The following is a 15,994-nucleotide window of genomic DNA, read 5'->3' on the forward strand; positions in this document are numbered from 1 at the left end:
TAACAATTTTGTTATACTCATTCTAGCGCCTTCGGTGCTCCAGCCGCGTATTTGTGGGATGACAGCATGCTCAAGAAAGTTGATTCGTCTCAATTAAAAGTGGGCATGTACATTCATGACCTCAGCTGTGACTGGATGACGCATCCATTCGTGCGCAACCGTTTCCTGTTGCGCAGCGACGATGAAATCCGCAAGATCATGCAGGCCGGCATCCACGACGTGGTGATCGACAGCGGCAAGGGCCTCGATGTGCAGGATGCGCCCACGGTAGCGCAGGCGCAGGCAGCCACCGAGCGCGAACTGGTGCAGATCGCTGCGGCGCCGCAGGTGGTCACGCGCGTATCGCTGGGCATGGAGCTGGCGCGCGCCACCCAGGTACGGCGGCAGGCGACAAGCCTGGTGCGCACGGTGATGGCCGACGTGCGCCTGGGCAAGGCTGTCGAGATCGACCGCGTGCAGCACACGGTGCAGGATATTACCGAATCGATCCTGCGCAATCCCGGCGCCCTCGTCGGCTTGTTGCGCATCAAGACCAAGGATGACTACACCTTTTTGCATTCCGTCAGCGTGTGCGCGCTGCTGGTGGCGTTTTGCCGTTCGCGCGGCATCGATGCGGCCACCACGCACCAGGCCGGTCTCGGCGGCTTGCTGCACGACACGGGCAAGGCGCTGGTGCCCGATAGCGTGTTGAACAAGCCGGGTCCTCTGAGCCCGGAAGAGTTTATCCAGATCAAGCGCCACGCGCGCGACGGCTACGACATCCTGCGCCAGTCGCCCGAGGTGGGGGCCATTCCTCTCGACATCACCCTGCACCACCACGAACGGCGCGACGGCAGCGGCTACCCGGACCAACTGGCCGGCGACGCCATCAGCGAGCTGGCGCAGATGGCCGCCATCGTCGATGTGTATGACGCGCTGACGTCGGACCGCAGCTACCACAAGGGTATTCCCGCCGCCGAAGCCTTGCGCAAGATTTATGAGTGGAGCAAATTCCACTTCAATCCCGTGTTCGCGCAGGATTTCATGCGCTGCGTGGGTATCTATCCGGTAGGCACCATGGTGATGCTGGAGTCGGGCCGCCTGGCCGTCGTTATCGAGGCGCACGAAAGCAATCTGCTGGCGCCGAAGGTCAATGTGTTTTTCAGTACGAAGAGCAAGACCTACATCAAGCCGGAAACGGTCGATTTATCGCGCGGCTTCGGCTTTGGCGGCGCCGACAAGATCGTCGGCCATGAGTCGGCCGCCAAGTGGCAGGTCGATCCCATGCGTTTTTTATCGCTGGCGGATGCATGAACGGTATGTGCTCTTTGAAAAAGAGCGCCTGAAAAACGTTCAGGGCAAGGCGCCGGCGCGAAGACAGTACGATTAGTACGGCGGGCGCCGGCAACGCTGTCATGGACGTTTTCTCAGGTGATCAGAAGAATTCCGCCGTATCGTTCGAGGCAATGGTCGTTAACAAACCTTTCGCTACCAGTTCATCGTAGTGGCACGCCAGGTTGCGGCCATGGCTCTTGGCGTAATACAAGGCCTGGTCGGCGCGGCCGAGGATGATGACGGGCGCCTCGTAGGCGTTGATGCTGACGAAGCCCACGCTGACGGTCACTCTGCCCACTTGCGGGAAGTCGTGCGCTTCGACATTGGTGCGGAAGCGGTCGATGATTTTCTGTGCATTTTCCAGGGTGATCGAGCGCAGCAGCACGACGAATTCCTCGCCGCCGAAGCGGAAGATGCGGTCTTGCGAGCGGAACGACGATTGCAGCTGGTTGGCGATCAGGATCAGCACTTCATCGCCATACAGGTGGCCAAATTTATCGTTGACCAGTTTGAAATGATCGACGTCGATCACGGCCAGCCATTGCCGTTCCGTGTCCGTATGGTGGCGCCGTTCTTCATCGGCGGGACGCGGCTTTTCCGTTTCCGGTTCGCCGCGGCTGTGCAGGATTTTCGCCAGCTGGTCGTCAAAGGTCTTGCGGTTCAGCAAGCCGGTGAGCGAATCGCGTTCGCTGTAGTCGAGCAGGTTCTGGAAATTGCGATACACGCTGACGATGCCGCCGATCACCTGGATGGTGGCGCCCGTGTACGGCGTGGGATTGGTGATTTCCAGGCAGGTGGTGACCTGGTCGCCGATCCAGATGGGCAGCCACAGCAGATGGCGGCCATCGGCGCACAGGGTGTCGGCACTCGCTTCATGGCGCTTGATGCAGGCGGCCAGGGCCGGGTAGTCGGACAGCGGTTCGCCTGGCAGGGTCGGGTCGTTATGCTCTTCCATGCGGGCCACGCTGCCCGCCACGATGATGGCCCGCGACCGCACGAACACCTGGCCACGCACGGTGGTCAGCGCCAACACACGGGTCTGCGACGCGGCAGCGAGTTCCTGGACCGCCGAGATCACGGAGATGTCGAGCATCGTGTGGTCGCGGTGCCCGGTCATGTCCACCATGTGTTTCAGTAGGGAATCCATTGTCGATCTCTGGAAAGTGGTCACACAAGTGTCGTCATAACAGCATTGCATCAAGCAAGAGCATGTTCGCGTCCGTCTACAAGAAGCCAAGATTTATTTGGTGGCATGACGCTCTGTACCGCCGGGCGAGAGGCCTTTCCAAAGAAGAGCTAAGCAGGATAATGTCTTTTTGCCTAATAGGCAATTAACGTATGCAATATTTCATGTAAATACATGAGATTGATGCACTACATTGCAAAAAACTTGCCCTGACGAAGGCTTTCAATCCGGATCGCAACATTTGTTTGCGCCAGCCGCCATTTCACCAGAGTTTGATAATTTCCATGTGGAAACTTGTGGCGCGTCAATTTGCCAAAACATGGACGCTTTATAGTCAATGCAATGGCGCAGAAATTTACGGCAGGAAACATATTAGCAGGAAAGGGCAATGTTTCACACCCGATTGCGCCAGGGACTTGTGATTCACTTTTGGGAGCTTGTCATGCATACCTTCCTGTCGGCAGTACAGCAGTTTGTCAAGGATGAGGATGGCATTACGGCAATCGAATACGGCCTGATCGCGGCGTTGATGGCTACCGCCATCACGGCCGGTTTCTTGCTGATCAAGACCAACTTGCTGGCCGTCCTCACCGACATTTCGTCGAACCTGGTGTTGACACCCTAAGCGGGTGCCCGCCGCTGGCCGGCCAGTGGCGGGTTTTTTTCGGGAGGTGTGCCATGCCTGCAACTGCCTTGTGCGACCTGCTGTTGCTGAGCTTCGTGACGGGGGCCGCCGTCAGTGATTTGATCCAACGCAAGATTCCGAATTGGCTGGTGCTGGCCGGCATGCTCGCCGCGCTGGCGCTGCATTTGTGGCTGTGGCCGCACCGCGTGCCGCAACTGGTGCTGGGCGGCATGGCGACGGGCTTCTTCCTGTTCCTGCCTTTATATGTGCTGCGCGGCATGGCCGCCGGCGACGTCAAGCTGATCGCCATGGTGGGCGCCTTTGTCGGTCCCTGGCCCGTGCTGCAGATCTGTTTTGCCACATTTGTCCTGGGCGGCGTGATGGCCGTGCTGATGATCACCTGGCAGGGCAAGTGGCGCGTTTGCCTCGGCAATTTGCGCCAGCTGATGTGGCCGATGATCGCGCGCATGGCCGGTATTCCGCTGGCGCCAAGCGCGCTGGGCAGCGGCGCCAGCGTGGGCAACATGCCATACGGACTGGCCGTCGCCCTGGGCTGCCTGGTGGTGCAGGGGCGGAATTATTTCTGATTGGTATTCATTGCTCTGAATCAATGGACGCCAGTTCTCGCTCGCTAGAATGAATTCTGTTCAATGCAGTCCTAACCGGCTTGGAGACGCAGCATGACCGAGGTCGATTATTCCATGAGCACCGACAGCGTTCCGCGCCCTGCCGACGCGAACCTGATGCCGCCCTTGCCGCCGCAGCCGAAGAGCTTGCGTGAAACGGGACTCGAGCGACCGCTCGTCGTCGAACTGATCGCCAAGCTGATGTTTGTGGGCGGCAAGACGCACCTGTCGGCGCTGACGACGCGCTTGCGCCTGTCGATCAATGTCTTGCGCGAAGTGCTCGATTTCATGGTGACGGAGCAGATGGCCGAAGTGGCCTGGCGCGGCGAATCCGATATCGACGTGCAGTACCAGCTGACGAGCGCCGGCAAGCAGCGCGCCAGCGCCTTCCTCGAACGCTGCGCGTATATCGGCGCCGCGCCCGTCACGCTGGAAGCATACCGCGCCATGGTGGCGCGCCAGTCGTGGCTGGCACAGGAACAGCGCGTCGGCAGCGATGACCTGGCCGCCGTGCTCGGTGGCGCCCATGCGGGGCCGGGCATGCTCGACGTGGTCGGCGCGGCCCTGCATTCGGGACGCTCGCTGCTGCTGTACGGTCCGCCCGGCAGCGGCAAGTCGACCCTGGCGCTGCAGCTGGGTCAATTGCTGCACGGTCTCGTCGCCGTGCCCTACGCCATCGTCGTCGGCCAGGACATCATCCAGTTGTACGATCCGGCCCAGCACCTGCCGCCCGCGCCGCAGTACGTCAGCCATGCGCGCCAGGCGCTGGAGCGGCGCAGCACGGATATCCGCTGGGTGCTGTGCCAGCGTCCCGTGATCCACGTGGGCGCCGAGCTCGACGCCGGCATGCTGGAGCTGCGCCATGACCCCAGCGGCGGCTGCTACCAGGCGCCGCCCCATGTGCGGGCGAATAACGGCATGCTGATCATCGACGACCTGGGCCGCCAGCGCCTGGGTGCGCAAGAACTGCTGACGCGGCTGATGCAGCCGCTGGCGCGCGGCAGCGATCAGCTGGCTTTGCCCGGCGGCGTGCAGATCAGCGTGCCGTTCGACAATGCCCTCGTGCTGGCCACGAATGTGCCGCCGGGCGAGCTGTTTGACGCCGCCTTGCTGCGCCGCATCGGCTACAAGGTGCAGGTGGGGCCGCTGGCCGAGAACGCCTATCGCGCCCTGTTCCGCCAGCAATGCCGGCTGGCCGGCATGACAATCGACGAACTGGTCCTGAACCATCTGCTGCAGCTGCATGGCGCGCAGGGACGGCCCTTGCTGGCCAGCTATCCGCAGGAATTGCTGGCGCGCATAGGCGACTTCGCCGGCTTTGCCGGCTGCGACGCGCGCCTGACGGTGACCGCGCTGGAGCAGGCCTGGAGCAGCCTGTTTGCCAGCTGCGACGTGCCGGCCGCCAGCCTGTGCGAGCGTATCGCATGAAAAACCGGCGCGCCCTCTTGATGATGGCCCTGGCTGTGGTGCTGGGTCTGCTGGCCGTGCTGCTGGCCTCGCACTGGCTGCTGCGCCAGACGCCGGCCGGCAAGGGCAAGATCGTCGTCGCCTCCAGCGATGTCAATCTGGGCCAGCGCCTGACACCCGAGATGCTGCGCCTGGCCGAATGGCCGGCGGAAAGCTTGCCGCAAGGCGCGCTGCAAGACCCGGCAAAACTGGCCGGACGGGTGCTGAAAACGAGCGTGCTGCGCGGCGAGCCGCTGAGCGAGGCCAAGCTGGCCCCCGTCGGCACCCTGGGCGGCCTGTCGGCCCTGATCACGGAAGGGCGGCGCGCCATCACTGTGCGCGTCAACGACGTGATCGGCGTGGCCGGCTTCGCCTTGCCGGGCAACTATGTCGACATCATCGTCAGTACCCAGCAGGATGCCGGCGACCGCGCGTTTCCGCAAAGCCGCAACATTTCCAAGATCGTGCTCGAACGCATTCTCGTGCTGGCCGTGGCGCAGGAAGTGGGACGCGACGAGACCAAGCCGCGCGTGGTCAATGCCGTGACTCTGGAAGTGACGCCGGAACAGGCGGAAAACCTGGACCTGGCGCGCAGCGTGGGCAGCCTGTCGCTGGTGCTGCGCAACCAGGTCGATCCGCAGCCGGGCGTGACGGCGGGTGCCACCAAGCTGACCTTGCTGGGCGGACCGCACGAAGCCGAGCCTGCTTCTGCGCCTGCCACCGTCGTGCCCGTCGTCGCCGCGGCGCCGCGTCCGGTGCGCGTGGCGAAGGCGCCGCCGGAACCACAGCGCCAGTGCAGCACCGTCATCGATGGGACGCGCCAGTCGCGCGAATGTTTTTAGCCTTTTTAGCCTTTGCCTTGCTCAACCATGGACACGCTCATGAACCGCGCCCTGCTGACACTGTGCTGCCTGCTGTTGCCGCTTGCCGGCGCGGCAGCCGATCCTGGCCCCCGCTGCGGTGGCGAAGCGGCGACACCGGGCAACTTGCAGCTGCAGGTGGGCAAGTCGAGCATGCTGCGCCTGCCCGAGGCCGTGCTGGCCCGCAGCGTCGGCAATCCTGCCATGCTGCAAGCCATGCTGGTCGCGCCCGACACTTTATATGTCGTCGGCGTTGACGTGGGCAGCACGAATATGATCATCCAGGGCAGGAGCGGCGTGTGCAGCGTGGTGAACGTCAGCGTCAGCATGGACCCGTCCGGCTTGCAAACGACTCTGGCGGCCCTGATGCCGGAAGAAAAAGCCATCCGCGTCACGGCCGTGGCCGACACCCTGGTGCTGTCGGGCACGGTGCAGGACGCGGGCGCCGTGCTGCGCGTCACCGAGCTGGCGCACGCGTATGTGCGCCGCGCTACCGTGCCGCTGGCCTTGCCCAAGCCTGCCGACGGCGCCGCCATGCCGGCGGCCGCCACGGCGTCCGCCGGCAGCGCGAACAGCCGCATCATCAATATGCTCGACGTCAGCGCGCCGCAGCAGGTGATGCTGGCCGTGCAGATCGCCGAAGTGTCGAAGTCGCTGCTGGAACGCCTGGAAGTGGGTGCCACCTTGCGCTTCGCGTCCGGCAGCTGGGCCACCACCTTGCTGTCGAATTTCTTGAGCGGCACGGCCAATGGCTTGCTCGACGTGCGCAAGTCGAATGGCCAGCAGCTGACCATCGAGGCGCAGAAACAGGATGGCCTGGTGCGCATCCTGGCCGAGCCGACCGTGATGGCGATCAGCGGGCAGGAGGGCAGTTTTCTGGCCGGCGGCAAGATCTTCATTCCCGTTGGCCAGGACAACAACAAGATCACCTTGGAAGAGCGCGAATATGGCGTCGGCCTGCGTTTCACGCCCACCGTGCTGTCGGGCGGGCGCATCAATTTGAAGGTGGCGCCGGAAGTGTCGGAACTGTCGCGCGAAGGCGTGGGTATTTCCGCCGCCGGCGTCAGCGGACGCTCTATTTTGCCCGTGATCACCACGCGGCGCGCCTCGACCACCGTGCAGCTGTACGACGGCCAGAGCTACGCCATCGGCGGCCTGATCAAAAACAACCAGGTGAGCAACATCACGGGCGTGCCGTGGCTCAGCGAGCTGCCCATCCTCGGCGCGCTGTTTCGCAGCACGGACTTCCAGCATGACCGCACGGAATTGCTGTTCGTTATTACCGCGCACCTGGTCAAACCCTTGCCGGTCGATGCCGTGCTGCCGACGGCGCAGCTGGCGCCGCCTTCGCGCACGGACTTGATGTTGCGCGGCAAGATGGAAGGTACCTTGCCGCTGGCGCCGCCGTCCGTGCCGCCACCGCGCGCGGCCAACGGCTTCGAGTTGAAATGAGACGGGGAGATACGCCATGCCGAACTCGTTCCTGACACCGCTGCGGCGCCTGGCCGCCTTGACCCTGGTCATGCAGCTGGCCGCCTGCGCGCACAGCAGCACGCCGCAGCTGGACCCGCGTTTCGGCAATGCCGTGCGCTTTTCCATGGCGCAGCAGGTTCGTTATCCGGCCAGCGCGGGCAATCGCCAGCCTGCCGACGGGCTGGACGGCCCCAGCGCGCACGCCGTCATGCAGCGCTACCGCGCTTCGTTCGTCGAACCGAACGGCCAGGCGCCGCAGCCGGTGCAGTTCATGCTGGGAGGCGGCAATGGCAAATAGACGCCGGCGCCAGCGCGGGGCGATGCTGATCGCCTTTTCCATCCTGCTCATCCTGGTGCTGGGTTTTATCGGCCTGGCGCTCGACGTGGGCCAGGTCATCGGCCGCAAGACGGAATTGCAGAACCTGGCCGACAACGCGGCGCTGGCGGCGGCCGCCGAACTGGTGGGCACGCCCGAAGGCTTGCTTGCTGCCGTGACGCAGGCCAAGAGCAGCGCGGCCGACAAGAGCGCGTGGCGGCGCCGCATGCAGGGCGCGATCCTGTCGGACGCCAGCATCCGCTTCGCCAGCGCGCCCGATGCGCCCGCCAGCGAATGGCATGCGGCGGGCGCCGTGCCCGATGCGGCCACGGCGCTGTTCGTGCGTGTCGATACGCAGGCCAATGACCCGTCGCTGGGGCGGGTGGCGACGGCGTTCCTGGGCGCCTGGTCGCCTGCGCTGCGCACGCTGGACACGGGCGCGCGCGCCGTGGCGGGGCGTACCAGTTTGAACCTGACGCCGCTGGCCGTCTGCGCGCTGTCGGCCAGCGCGGCCAGTGCGCGCACGAATGCGGCGCTGCTGCCGGCCGTCGAGCTGCTGGAATATGGTTTTCGCCGTGGCGTGGCATATAACCTGTTGAAACTCAATCCGCACGGCCCGGCGGCCGAACATTTCGTGCTCAATCCGCTGGGCCAGCCGGGTGTGGTGGGCGCGTCGCTGCAGATTGGCGAGACCAGCGTGTTGCCGTTCGTGTGCAGCGGCACGGTGCTGTACCCGCGCATCGGCGGCGCGCAAGTGCACGTGCACCGGCCGTTTCCCGCCACCTTGTGGCCGGCCTTCAACGCGCGCTTCAATCTGCACGCGGGCAGTGGCTGTCATCCCGTCACGGCACCGCCCGACACGAATATCCGCGCTTATCCGAATACGGCCGCGAACTGGTGGATGACGAACACGCCCGACGCACCGAGCGCCCTGAGCACCGGCAATCCGCTGCTGTCCGTGGCCGATCCGGAATCGAATGCGACGCCGCCCGCCGTTGGCAGTTACGGGCCGCTGTGGTCGTTTGCCAAGGCGGTCAAGTACAGCAGTGTGAAGCCGGCCGGCGGCTACCTGCCGTTTGCCACCAGCGACTGGGCCAAGCTGTATCCGGCTAGCCCTGCCGCGCCGGCCGCCAAGTCCGGCTATCCCGCCACGCCGCCGTACCAGACGCTGGCGTACCAGACGGCGCCGACCGGCAATACGGGCGTGGCGCAGCGGCGCCTGCTGCATATTGCCCTGCTGGCCTGTCCGCTGCCGGCCGGCAGCGACGTGCTGGCGCAGGTGCGGGGCATCGGCCGCTTCTTCATGACGGCGCCTGCCAGCAATGGCGTGTTGAGCGCCGAGTTTGACGGCTTGGTGGCCGAGGGCACGCTGGTGGGCCCTGCGGAGTTGCTGCAATGAGGCCGCGCTGCCGCGCGCCACGCCGCCAGGATGGTGTCGCCGCCATCGAGCTGGCGCTGATCTTGCTGTTTTTCATGGCGTTGCTGCCCTTCGTGCTGCTGTTCGGCCGCGCGCTGCTGGTGTACACGGCCCTGCAAAAAAGCACGCACGATGCGGCGCGCTACATGGCAACCATGCCGCTGTCGCAGATGGCCGGTATCGGCACGGCGACCCAGGCGGTCGCATTTTCACGGCAGATGGTGACCGAGGCGATGGCGGAAAGCTGGCCCACCATGGAGGCCGTCAGGGTCAGCGTGGACTGTGTCTATGCCGACGATTCCTACAGCTGCGGCACTTATGCGACGCCGCCGCTGCAGGTGCGCATCAAGTTGTCCGTGGATATGCCCGTCGATATCTTGCCCGAGCTGACGCGCAAGTGGCTGCCGCAACTGGCGCCGATCCCGCTGCGCGCCAACGCGACATTACGCTATGTCAATTAACCCGCCTCCCCGCCGGCTGCGCCAGGGCGGTGTTTTTGCCGTCGAGTTCGCCATGCTGGCGCTGTTGTTCCTGCTCTTCCTGTTCGCCATGCTGGAAGTGGCGCGCGCCGTGTATCTATGGAATATGGTGCATGAGATTACCCGGCGTGCCGCGCGCGGCGCCGCCGTCACCGATTTCAGCAATGCAAGTGCGCTGCAGGCCGTGCGCACGCACGCCGTGCTGCGCGCCGCGCCGGGTGTGCTGCCGCTGGGCGGCGGCATCAGCGACGCGTATGTGCGCATCGATTATCTGTCGCAGTCGAGCGGCGGCGCCGCGCTGGCGGCCGTGCCGGTGACGGTGATGCCCGGCTGCCCGCAACGCAACCGCATCAATTGCCTGGACGATCCGCATGGCGCCAGCTGCATCCGTTTCGTGCGCGCGCGCCTGTGCGTGCCTGGCGACGGCGGGCGCTGCGAGAGCGTGCCGTACCGGCCCATCCTGCCGCTGCTGAACGTGATGTTTCCCTCCGGCGCAGGCGCCGTGCGCCTGCCCAACGGCGCCACCATGGCGGTGGCCGAGTCGCTGGGCTATCCGGACAATCCCGGTTTTTGTCCTTGAGCGCCACTTGGCGGCGCAGCCGAATGTGTAGACCTGAAAGAAGCGAGGAAGTGCGATGAAAGCCTTGATGATTAGCCGCGACACCAGCTTGCACGATGAAATTGCCGCGCAGGGGGCGGCCCGCATGCCCGTGCTGCGCCTGCTGGAACGGCGCAGCGGCCTGCGCGACGCCGTCGAGCGCATGCTGCCGGAAGCGCCGGAACTGGTGATCGTCGACGCCAGCGGCATCGATGCCGATGAAGCCGACCTGCTCGAGCGGCTGGCGCGCCAGTATCCGCTGGCCGTGCTGATGCTGCTCACGCGCGGCCAGCAGCAGGATGTCTTGATACGCGCCATGCGCGCCGGCATGCGCGAAGTGCTGCAGCTGCCGCTGGTGCACAAGGCTTTTCACGAGGCGATGGACAGGGTCGATATCCAGGCCGGCGTGACGCAGATGCGCGACGGTAAAGTGCTCGCCTTTATCTCGTGCAAGGGCGGCAGCGGCGCCACCTTTTTATCGACGAATTTTTCCTACGCGCTGGCCAGCCTGGCCGGCTGCAAGGTGCTGTTGATCGACCTGCACGGCCAGTTCGGCGACGCCACCTTGTATGTGTCGGACCAGAAGCCGGCCATGACCCTGTCCGACATCTGCGCGCAGATCGCGCGCATGGATGGCGCCTTCCTCGCTTCGTGCCTGGTGCACGTGACGCCGAACTTCGGCGTGCTGGCGGCGGCCGACGACCCGTCGCACAAGGTCGACATGCAGCCCGAGCACATGGACCGCATCCTGGCCGTGGCGCGCCAGCACTACGACTACATCGTGCTCGACGTGGGACGCCAGATCGATGCGCTGTCGCTGCGCGCGCTCGATAACGCCGACGCCATCTATCCGGTGCTGCAGCTGGCCTTGCCCGACATCCGCGACGGGCGCCGCCTGCTCGACATTTTCCGCTCGCTCGGCTATCCGGGCGAGCGCTTGCGCCTGATCGTCAACCGCTATGAAAAGGGCGGGCGCCTGCGCCTGGCGGACCTGGAACAGGCGCTGGGCGCGGAAGTGGTGCACACGGTGCCCAACGATTACACCGCCGCCACCGATTCCGTCAACCAGGGCATCCCGCTGCTGCAGCTGTCGCGCACCAGCGCCGTGGCGCGCAGCCTGGCCGAACTGGTGGAGCTGGTGACGGCGCGCCGCGTGACGGAAAGCCGCGGCCTGTTCGATCGCCTGTTCAGCCGCAGCGAGGCCTAGGACAGGATAGATGTCAAGGCCCCCGCCGGGGGCCATCATGGGAGCCGAGATGACTTTACGCGAACGCCTGGCGGCGAATGAAACGGTGCGCCCCGCCACGAATGGACAAGGCGCGCTGGCGCTGCACGCCTACCAGGAACTGAAAAAAACCATGCACCAGACGATACTCGACCGTATCGACCTGGAACGGCTGAAACGCCTGACGGCCGAGCAGTTCAAGCACGAGCTGGCGCTGCTGGTGCAGCGCGTGATCGAGGAAGAACGCATCGTGCTGAACCAGCATGAGCGCCACAGCCTGGTGCTCGACATCCAGCACGAGATGCTGGGCTTTGGCCCGCTCGAACCCCTGCTGGCCGATGCCAGCGTGTCCGATATCCTCGTCAACACCTGCGACAAGGTGTATGTGGAGCGGGGCGGGCGGCTGCAGCTGACGGACGTGACCTTCCACGACAATGCGCACCTGATGAAGATCATCGAAAAGATCGTCTCGCGCGTGGGACGACGGGTCGATGAATCGAGCCCGATGGTCGACGCGCGCCTGCCCGACGGATCGCGCGTGAATGCCATCATTCCGCCGCTGGCCGTCGATGGGCCGATCCTGTCGATCCGGCGCTTTGCCGTGCAGCCGCTCACCATCGCCAACCTGCTCGACTACAAAAGCCTGACGCCGCCCATGGTGCAGGTGCTGCAGGCGCTGGGCCAGGCCAAGGTCAACATCCTGATCTCGGGCGGCACGGGCAGCGGCAAGACGACCCTGCTCAATGTGCTGTCCGGCTTCATCCCCGGCAGCGAGCGCATCGTCACCATCGAGGATGCGGCCGAACTGGCGCTGCGCCAGCCGCACGTGGTGCGCCTGGAAACGCGCCCGCCGAATATCGAGGGCAAGGGCGAAGTGAGCCAGCGCGCGCTGGTGCGCAATGCGCTGCGCATGCGGCCCGACCGCATCATCCTCGGCGAGGTGCGCGGCGCCGAGGCGCTCGACATGCTGCAGGCGATGAACACGGGTCATGAGGGTTCGCTGGCGACCATCCACTCGAACACGGCGCGCGACGCGCTGGCGCGGCTGGAAAACATGGTCGGCATGGCCAACGTGAACCTGACGCCGCGCGCCACGCGCCAGCAGATCTGTTCGGCCGTGACGGTGGTGATGCAAGTGTCGCGCCTGACGGACGGCGCGCGCAAGCTGGTCAGCCTGCAGGAAGTGACGGGCATGGAAGGCGACATCATCGCCATGCATGAAATCTTCCGCTTCGAGCAGACGGGCGTCGATGCCGACGGCAAGGTGCAGGGCCACTTCTGCGCCACGGGCGTGCGGCCCCGTTTTACGGAACGCCTGCGCATGTTCGGCGCGCCGGTGCCCGACAGCGTGTTCGACCCCGACCGCATCTACGAGTAAGGAGGGAACCATGGACCTGGTCTTCTACGGCTTTGCCGTGCTGCTGTTCGCCGCCTGCATCCTGATGGTGGAAGGCGTTTGGCTGTGGTGGTCGGGCACGCATGGCGGCGCGGCGCGGCGCATCAACCGGCGCTTGCGGCTGATGGCGGCGCGCGGCGAGGGCGGCGGCGAGCGGGTCTCCATCCTCAAGCAGCGCCGCTATGCGCGTTCGCCTGGCCTGGAGCGCTTGCTGCGGCGCGCGCCGCAGGCCGCAAAGCTCGACCATTTGCTGCTGCAATCGGGCCTGTCCTGGTCGGTGGCGCAATTCCTCGGCGGCACGGGCGCCTTGCTGCTGGCGGCCTTGCTGCTGCTGGCGGCCTGGTCCATGCCCGTGCCCGGCGCCGTGCTGCTGTTGTCCTGTGCCGCGAGCGCACCGTGTTTGTGCGTGCTGCGCGCGCGCGCGGCGCGGCTGAAAAAGATCGAGGCGCAACTGCCGGAAGCGGCCGATTTCCTGGCCCGCGCGCTGCGCGCCGGGCACTCGTTTTCGAACGTGCTGCAGATGGTCGGCGATGAACTCAATGAGCCGATCAGCGGCGAATTCAAGATGGCGCACGAAGAGATCAATTACGGCGTGCCGATGAACGAGGCGCTGCAAAACCTGGCCGCGCGCATTCCGCTGACGGACTTGCGCTACCTCGTCATCGCCGTGCTGGTGCAGCGTGAATCGGGGGGGAATTTGGCCGAGGTGCTGGTCAGCATCGCGCGCATCATCCGCGCCCGGCTAAAGCTGCTGGGGCAGGTGCGCGTGCTGTCGGCCGAGGGACGCATGTCGGCCTGGGTGCTGGGACTGATGCCCGTGGTGATGATCGGCGTCATGGCGCTGGTCAACCCGCAATACATCCGCCTGCTGTGGACCGATCCCAGCGGCATCAAACTGCTGTGGTACGCGGCCGGCATGGTGGCGCTGGGCGTGGTCTGGATGCGCAACGTGATCCGCATCCGCATCTAAAACAGGAGGTGCTATGAGCGGTGCACAACTGCTGTTTCTCGTGATCGTCTTTGCCGTGGTGGTGGCGCTGGCCCTGCTGGCGTGGGTGATCTTCTTTCCCGGCACTTTGCGCCAGCGCCTGTTTGGCGCCACGGCGCCGGCCGCCAGCGAGGCGGTGGTGGAAAATGGCTGGGTGGAGAGGGTGGCGCGCGTGGCGCAGCCGTTCAGCAAGCTGTCGCTGCCGGAAGAGGGCTGGGAACGTTCGCCGCTGCGTACGCGCTTCATGAACGCGGGCTGGCGGCAAGCCAGCGCGCCGGCCCTGTACTTCGCGGCGAAATCCGTGCTGGCCCTGCTGTTTCCCACCGTGCTGGGCCTGTACGCGGCCAGCGCCATGGCGGCGCAGCTGCGCAGCGTGCTGCTGTTGCTGCTGTGCGTCAGCGCCACCATCGGCTATTACCTGCCCAACCTGGTGCTGGCCAGCACGGCCAAGCGGCGCCAGCGCGACATCTTTGAGAACATCCCCGACGCGCTCGACTTGCTGACCGTGTGCGTGGAAGCGGGCCTGAGCCTGGAGCGCGCGCTGGTGAAGGTGTCGGGCGAAATCCACATCAAGAGCATGGTGCTGGCGCAGGAATTGCAGCTGGTGCTGATGGAAATGCGCGCCGGCTTTTCCAAGGAAAAGGCGCTGCGCAACCTGGCCCTGCGCAGCGGCGTGGAAGACGTCGACACTCTCGTTGCCATGCTGATTCAATCGGAGCGCTTCGGCACCAGCATGGGCGATTCGCTGCGCGTGCATTCGGAAAACCTGCGCGGCAAGCGCAGCCTGCTGGCCGAGGAGGCTGCAGCGAAGATCGCCCTGAAACTGCTGTTCCCGCTGATCTTTTGCGTCTTTCCCACCCTGATGCTGGTGCTCATGGGGCCGGCCGTGATCGAAGTCTATCGCGTGCTCGTGCCGGCCATGGCCAGCCGCTGAAAGGAATCACCATGCGCTTGACGATTTCCCGCCTGGCCGCCGCCTGCGCCTGCCTGGGCCTGGCCGCCTGTACCACGCAGCTGGCCCATGTGCCGGTGGCGGCGTGGCCCGACGCCGATACCGCCTATGCGGCGGGGCGCCAGCATTTCGAGCGGGGCGACTTGCCTGCGGCGCAAGCGGCTTATGAACAAGCCCTGCGCCATGCGCCGCGCCACGTGAACGCGCGCAACGGCCTGGCCGTGCTGCATGCGCAGCGTGGCGAACACGACGCGGCGATCGCCCATTGGCTGGCCTTGACGCAGGAAGCGGGCACGCCGCAGCCGCGGCAAGCCTATCTGTTCAGCAATCTCGGTCATGCCTATTATTTGAGCGGACGCGCTGCGCAAGCGTTGACTGCGCTGGAGCAGGCGTGTCTGCTCGATCCGCTCCATGCGCAGGCCTGGCGGCACCTGGCGCAGGTGCTCGAACGGCTGGGGCAGCACGAGCGCGCCGCCGTCATGCGGCGCCAGGCGGCCAGCTTGCAGGAACACGATGTGCGGCGCGACATGGCCTTGTTGCGCGGCGAGGCGCGGCCGAAGCTTGCGCCCGAGCCTGTGCCGGATGCGCCCGCCATGGCGCGTGTGGAGATCACGCAGAGCGATGGCATGGCCCGCCTGCGGCGCCTGCCGTCGGCCGTCGTGCGCAGCGTGCCCGCTGCCGCGTCGGTGCCTGTGGCGCCTGCACCGGCAGCCGGCGCGCCGCATCCGCGCCTGGAAATTGTGAACGGCAACGGCGTGCCTGGCTTGGCCGCCGCGCTGGCGCGCAGTCTGGCCGGTGCGCCCGTGCAAGTGGTGCGCCTGGCCAATGAAACCAGCTTCCAGGTGGCGCGCACGCGCGTCGAATACCGGCCCGCGCAGGAGCAGGCGGCGCGCCAATTGGCCCGCCAGCTGGGCGCCCAAGTGCAGACCCAGGCCGCGGACTGCCCCGCCAGCGAGCTGCGCCTGGTACTGGGGCGCGATCTCACCGACCCTGCCATGCTGCACCGCTATTATCTGCAGCAATTGCAGCTGGCGCGCCGGGCGCTGGCACGGCTCGGTTAACACGTTTTTATCGGCATAAAAAAATGCGGCGC

The 15,994-nt window shown here is 65.5% G+C and carries 16 protein-coding genes; 15 read left to right on the forward strand and 1 reads right to left on the reverse strand.

The genetic code is table 11. From position 1 onward, the window contains the following. Window positions 1-66 precede the first annotated feature (66 nt). Complete coding sequence (locus tag IGS55_RS11755; RefSeq protein ID WP_230518112.1) at window positions 67-1,293, forward strand: HD-GYP domain-containing protein; 1,227 nt, start codon at window positions 67-69, stop codon at window positions 1,291-1,293. Between the two features lie 121 nt (window positions 1,294-1,414). On the opposite strand, the gene IGS55_RS11760 is transcribed toward IGS55_RS11755, so the two are convergent. After that, on the reverse strand, window positions 1,415-2,461 hold the full coding sequence (locus IGS55_RS11760) for a GGDEF domain-containing protein (RefSeq protein ID WP_230518113.1): 1,047 nt from the start codon (window positions 2,459-2,461) through the stop codon (window positions 1,415-1,417). Between the two features lie 481 nt (window positions 2,462-2,942). Here IGS55_RS11760 and IGS55_RS11765 point away from each other — a divergent pair, with 481 nt between their 5' ends. The 14 genes from IGS55_RS11765 (at window position 2,943) to IGS55_RS11830 (ending at window position 15,962) form a co-directional block, all read left to right on the forward strand. Further along, window positions 2,943-3,125 carry a Flp family type IVb pilin gene (locus IGS55_RS11765; protein WP_034752975.1) on the forward strand — a complete coding sequence of 61 codons (183 nt, stop codon included), beginning with the start codon at window positions 2,943-2,945 and terminating at the stop codon, window positions 3,123-3,125. 53 nt (window positions 3,126-3,178) lie between these two features. Next, entirely contained in the window at window positions 3,179-3,712 is a 534-nt protein-coding gene (locus IGS55_RS11770; RefSeq protein ID WP_128140983.1) for an A24 family peptidase, read from the forward strand. Window positions 3,713-3,805: 93 nt separating this feature from the next. Then, entirely contained in the window at window positions 3,806-5,179 is a 1,374-nt protein-coding gene (locus IGS55_RS11775) for an ATP-binding protein (RefSeq protein ID WP_230518114.1), read from the forward strand. Beyond that, window positions 5,176-6,039, forward strand: a complete 864-nt coding sequence (gene cpaB / locus IGS55_RS11780; RefSeq protein ID WP_230518115.1) for a Flp pilus assembly protein CpaB — start codon at window positions 5,176-5,178, stop codon at window positions 6,037-6,039. Before IGS55_RS11775 ends, cpaB begins: the two co-directional genes overlap by 4 nt. Before the next feature lie 39 nt (window positions 6,040-6,078). Continuing rightward, the gene (locus IGS55_RS11785; protein ID WP_230518116.1) at window positions 6,079-7,509 is read left to right on the forward strand and encodes a type II and III secretion system protein family protein; all 1,431 of its coding nucleotides are present in this window, start codon (window positions 6,079-6,081) and stop codon (window positions 7,507-7,509) included. Window positions 7,510-7,525: 16 nt separating this feature from the next. Next, window positions 7,526-7,828, forward strand: a complete 303-nt coding sequence (locus tag IGS55_RS11790; protein ID WP_230518117.1) for a hypothetical protein — start codon at window positions 7,526-7,528, stop codon at window positions 7,826-7,828. After that, window positions 7,818-9,245, forward strand: a complete 1,428-nt coding sequence (locus tag IGS55_RS11795) for a pilus assembly protein TadG-related protein (RefSeq protein WP_230518118.1) — start codon at window positions 7,818-7,820, stop codon at window positions 9,243-9,245. Before IGS55_RS11790 ends, IGS55_RS11795 begins: the two co-directional genes overlap by 11 nt. Continuing rightward, window positions 9,242-9,724, forward strand: coding sequence for a TadE/TadG family type IV pilus assembly protein (locus IGS55_RS11800; protein ID WP_128140989.1), 483 nt, complete (start codon window positions 9,242-9,244; stop codon window positions 9,722-9,724). Before IGS55_RS11795 ends, IGS55_RS11800 begins: the two co-directional genes overlap by 4 nt. Continuing rightward, window positions 9,714-10,322 carry a TadE/TadG family type IV pilus assembly protein gene (locus IGS55_RS11805; protein WP_230518119.1) on the forward strand — a complete coding sequence of 203 codons (609 nt, stop codon included), beginning with the start codon at window positions 9,714-9,716 and terminating at the stop codon, window positions 10,320-10,322. Before IGS55_RS11800 ends, IGS55_RS11805 begins: the two co-directional genes overlap by 11 nt. Window positions 10,323-10,377: 55 nt before the next feature. Next, window positions 10,378-11,547, forward strand: coding sequence for an AAA family ATPase (locus IGS55_RS11810; protein WP_230518120.1), 1,170 nt, complete (start codon window positions 10,378-10,380; stop codon window positions 11,545-11,547). A gap of 49 nt (window positions 11,548-11,596) precedes the next feature. Continuing rightward, window positions 11,597-12,943, forward strand: coding sequence for a CpaF family protein (locus IGS55_RS11815; RefSeq protein WP_080698639.1), 1,347 nt, complete (start codon window positions 11,597-11,599; stop codon window positions 12,941-12,943). A gap of 10 nt (window positions 12,944-12,953) precedes the next feature. Then, complete coding sequence (locus IGS55_RS11820; RefSeq protein WP_230518121.1) at window positions 12,954-13,931, forward strand: type II secretion system F family protein; 978 nt, start codon at window positions 12,954-12,956, stop codon at window positions 13,929-13,931. A 13-nt stretch (window positions 13,932-13,944) separates the two neighbouring features. After that, window positions 13,945-14,883 (forward strand): type II secretion system F family protein, encoded by a 939-nt coding sequence (locus IGS55_RS11825; RefSeq protein ID WP_046681967.1) that lies wholly within the window; start codon window positions 13,945-13,947, stop codon window positions 14,881-14,883. Between the two features lie 11 nt (window positions 14,884-14,894). Then, a complete protein-coding gene (locus tag IGS55_RS11830; RefSeq protein ID WP_230518122.1) occupies window positions 14,895-15,962 on the forward strand; it encodes a LytR C-terminal domain-containing protein in 1,068 nt (355 codons plus the stop codon). The last annotated feature ends 32 nt before the right edge of the window (window positions 15,963-15,994 follow it).

This window comes from Janthinobacterium sp. EB271-G4-3-2 (assembly GCF_020858035.1).
In the GTDB taxonomy this organism is placed as follows: Bacteria; Pseudomonadota; Gammaproteobacteria; order Burkholderiales; family Burkholderiaceae_D; genus Janthinobacterium; species Janthinobacterium aestuarii.

Coding starts and splice junctions, on each gene's coding strand:
- IGS55_RS11755 (WP_230518112.1), top strand. CDS start 67: ATGCTCAAGAAAGTTGATTCGTCTCAATTAAAAGTGGGCATGTACATT.
- IGS55_RS11760 (WP_230518113.1), bottom strand. CDS start 2,461: ATGGATTCCCTACTGAAACACATGGTGGACATGACCGGGCACCGCGAC.
- IGS55_RS11765 (WP_034752975.1), top strand. CDS start 2,943: ATGCATACCTTCCTGTCGGCAGTACAGCAGTTTGTCAAGGATGAGGAT.
- IGS55_RS11770 (WP_128140983.1), top strand. CDS start 3,179: ATGCCTGCAACTGCCTTGTGCGACCTGCTGTTGCTGAGCTTCGTGACG.
- IGS55_RS11775 (WP_230518114.1), top strand. CDS start 3,806: ATGACCGAGGTCGATTATTCCATGAGCACCGACAGCGTTCCGCGCCCT.
- cpaB (WP_230518115.1), top strand. CDS start 5,176: ATGAAAAACCGGCGCGCCCTCTTGATGATGGCCCTGGCTGTGGTGCTG.
- IGS55_RS11785 (WP_230518116.1), top strand. CDS start 6,079: ATGAACCGCGCCCTGCTGACACTGTGCTGCCTGCTGTTGCCGCTTGCC.
- IGS55_RS11790 (WP_230518117.1), top strand. CDS start 7,526: ATGCCGAACTCGTTCCTGACACCGCTGCGGCGCCTGGCCGCCTTGACC.
- IGS55_RS11795 (WP_230518118.1), top strand. CDS start 7,818: ATGGCAAATAGACGCCGGCGCCAGCGCGGGGCGATGCTGATCGCCTTT.
- IGS55_RS11800 (WP_128140989.1), top strand. CDS start 9,242: ATGAGGCCGCGCTGCCGCGCGCCACGCCGCCAGGATGGTGTCGCCGCC.
- IGS55_RS11805 (WP_230518119.1), top strand. CDS start 9,714: ATGTCAATTAACCCGCCTCCCCGCCGGCTGCGCCAGGGCGGTGTTTTT.
- IGS55_RS11810 (WP_230518120.1), top strand. CDS start 10,378: ATGAAAGCCTTGATGATTAGCCGCGACACCAGCTTGCACGATGAAATT.
- IGS55_RS11815 (WP_080698639.1), top strand. CDS start 11,597: ATGACTTTACGCGAACGCCTGGCGGCGAATGAAACGGTGCGCCCCGCC.
- IGS55_RS11820 (WP_230518121.1), top strand. CDS start 12,954: ATGGACCTGGTCTTCTACGGCTTTGCCGTGCTGCTGTTCGCCGCCTGC.
- IGS55_RS11825 (WP_046681967.1), top strand. CDS start 13,945: ATGAGCGGTGCACAACTGCTGTTTCTCGTGATCGTCTTTGCCGTGGTG.
- IGS55_RS11830 (WP_230518122.1), top strand. CDS start 14,895: ATGCGCTTGACGATTTCCCGCCTGGCCGCCGCCTGCGCCTGCCTGGGC.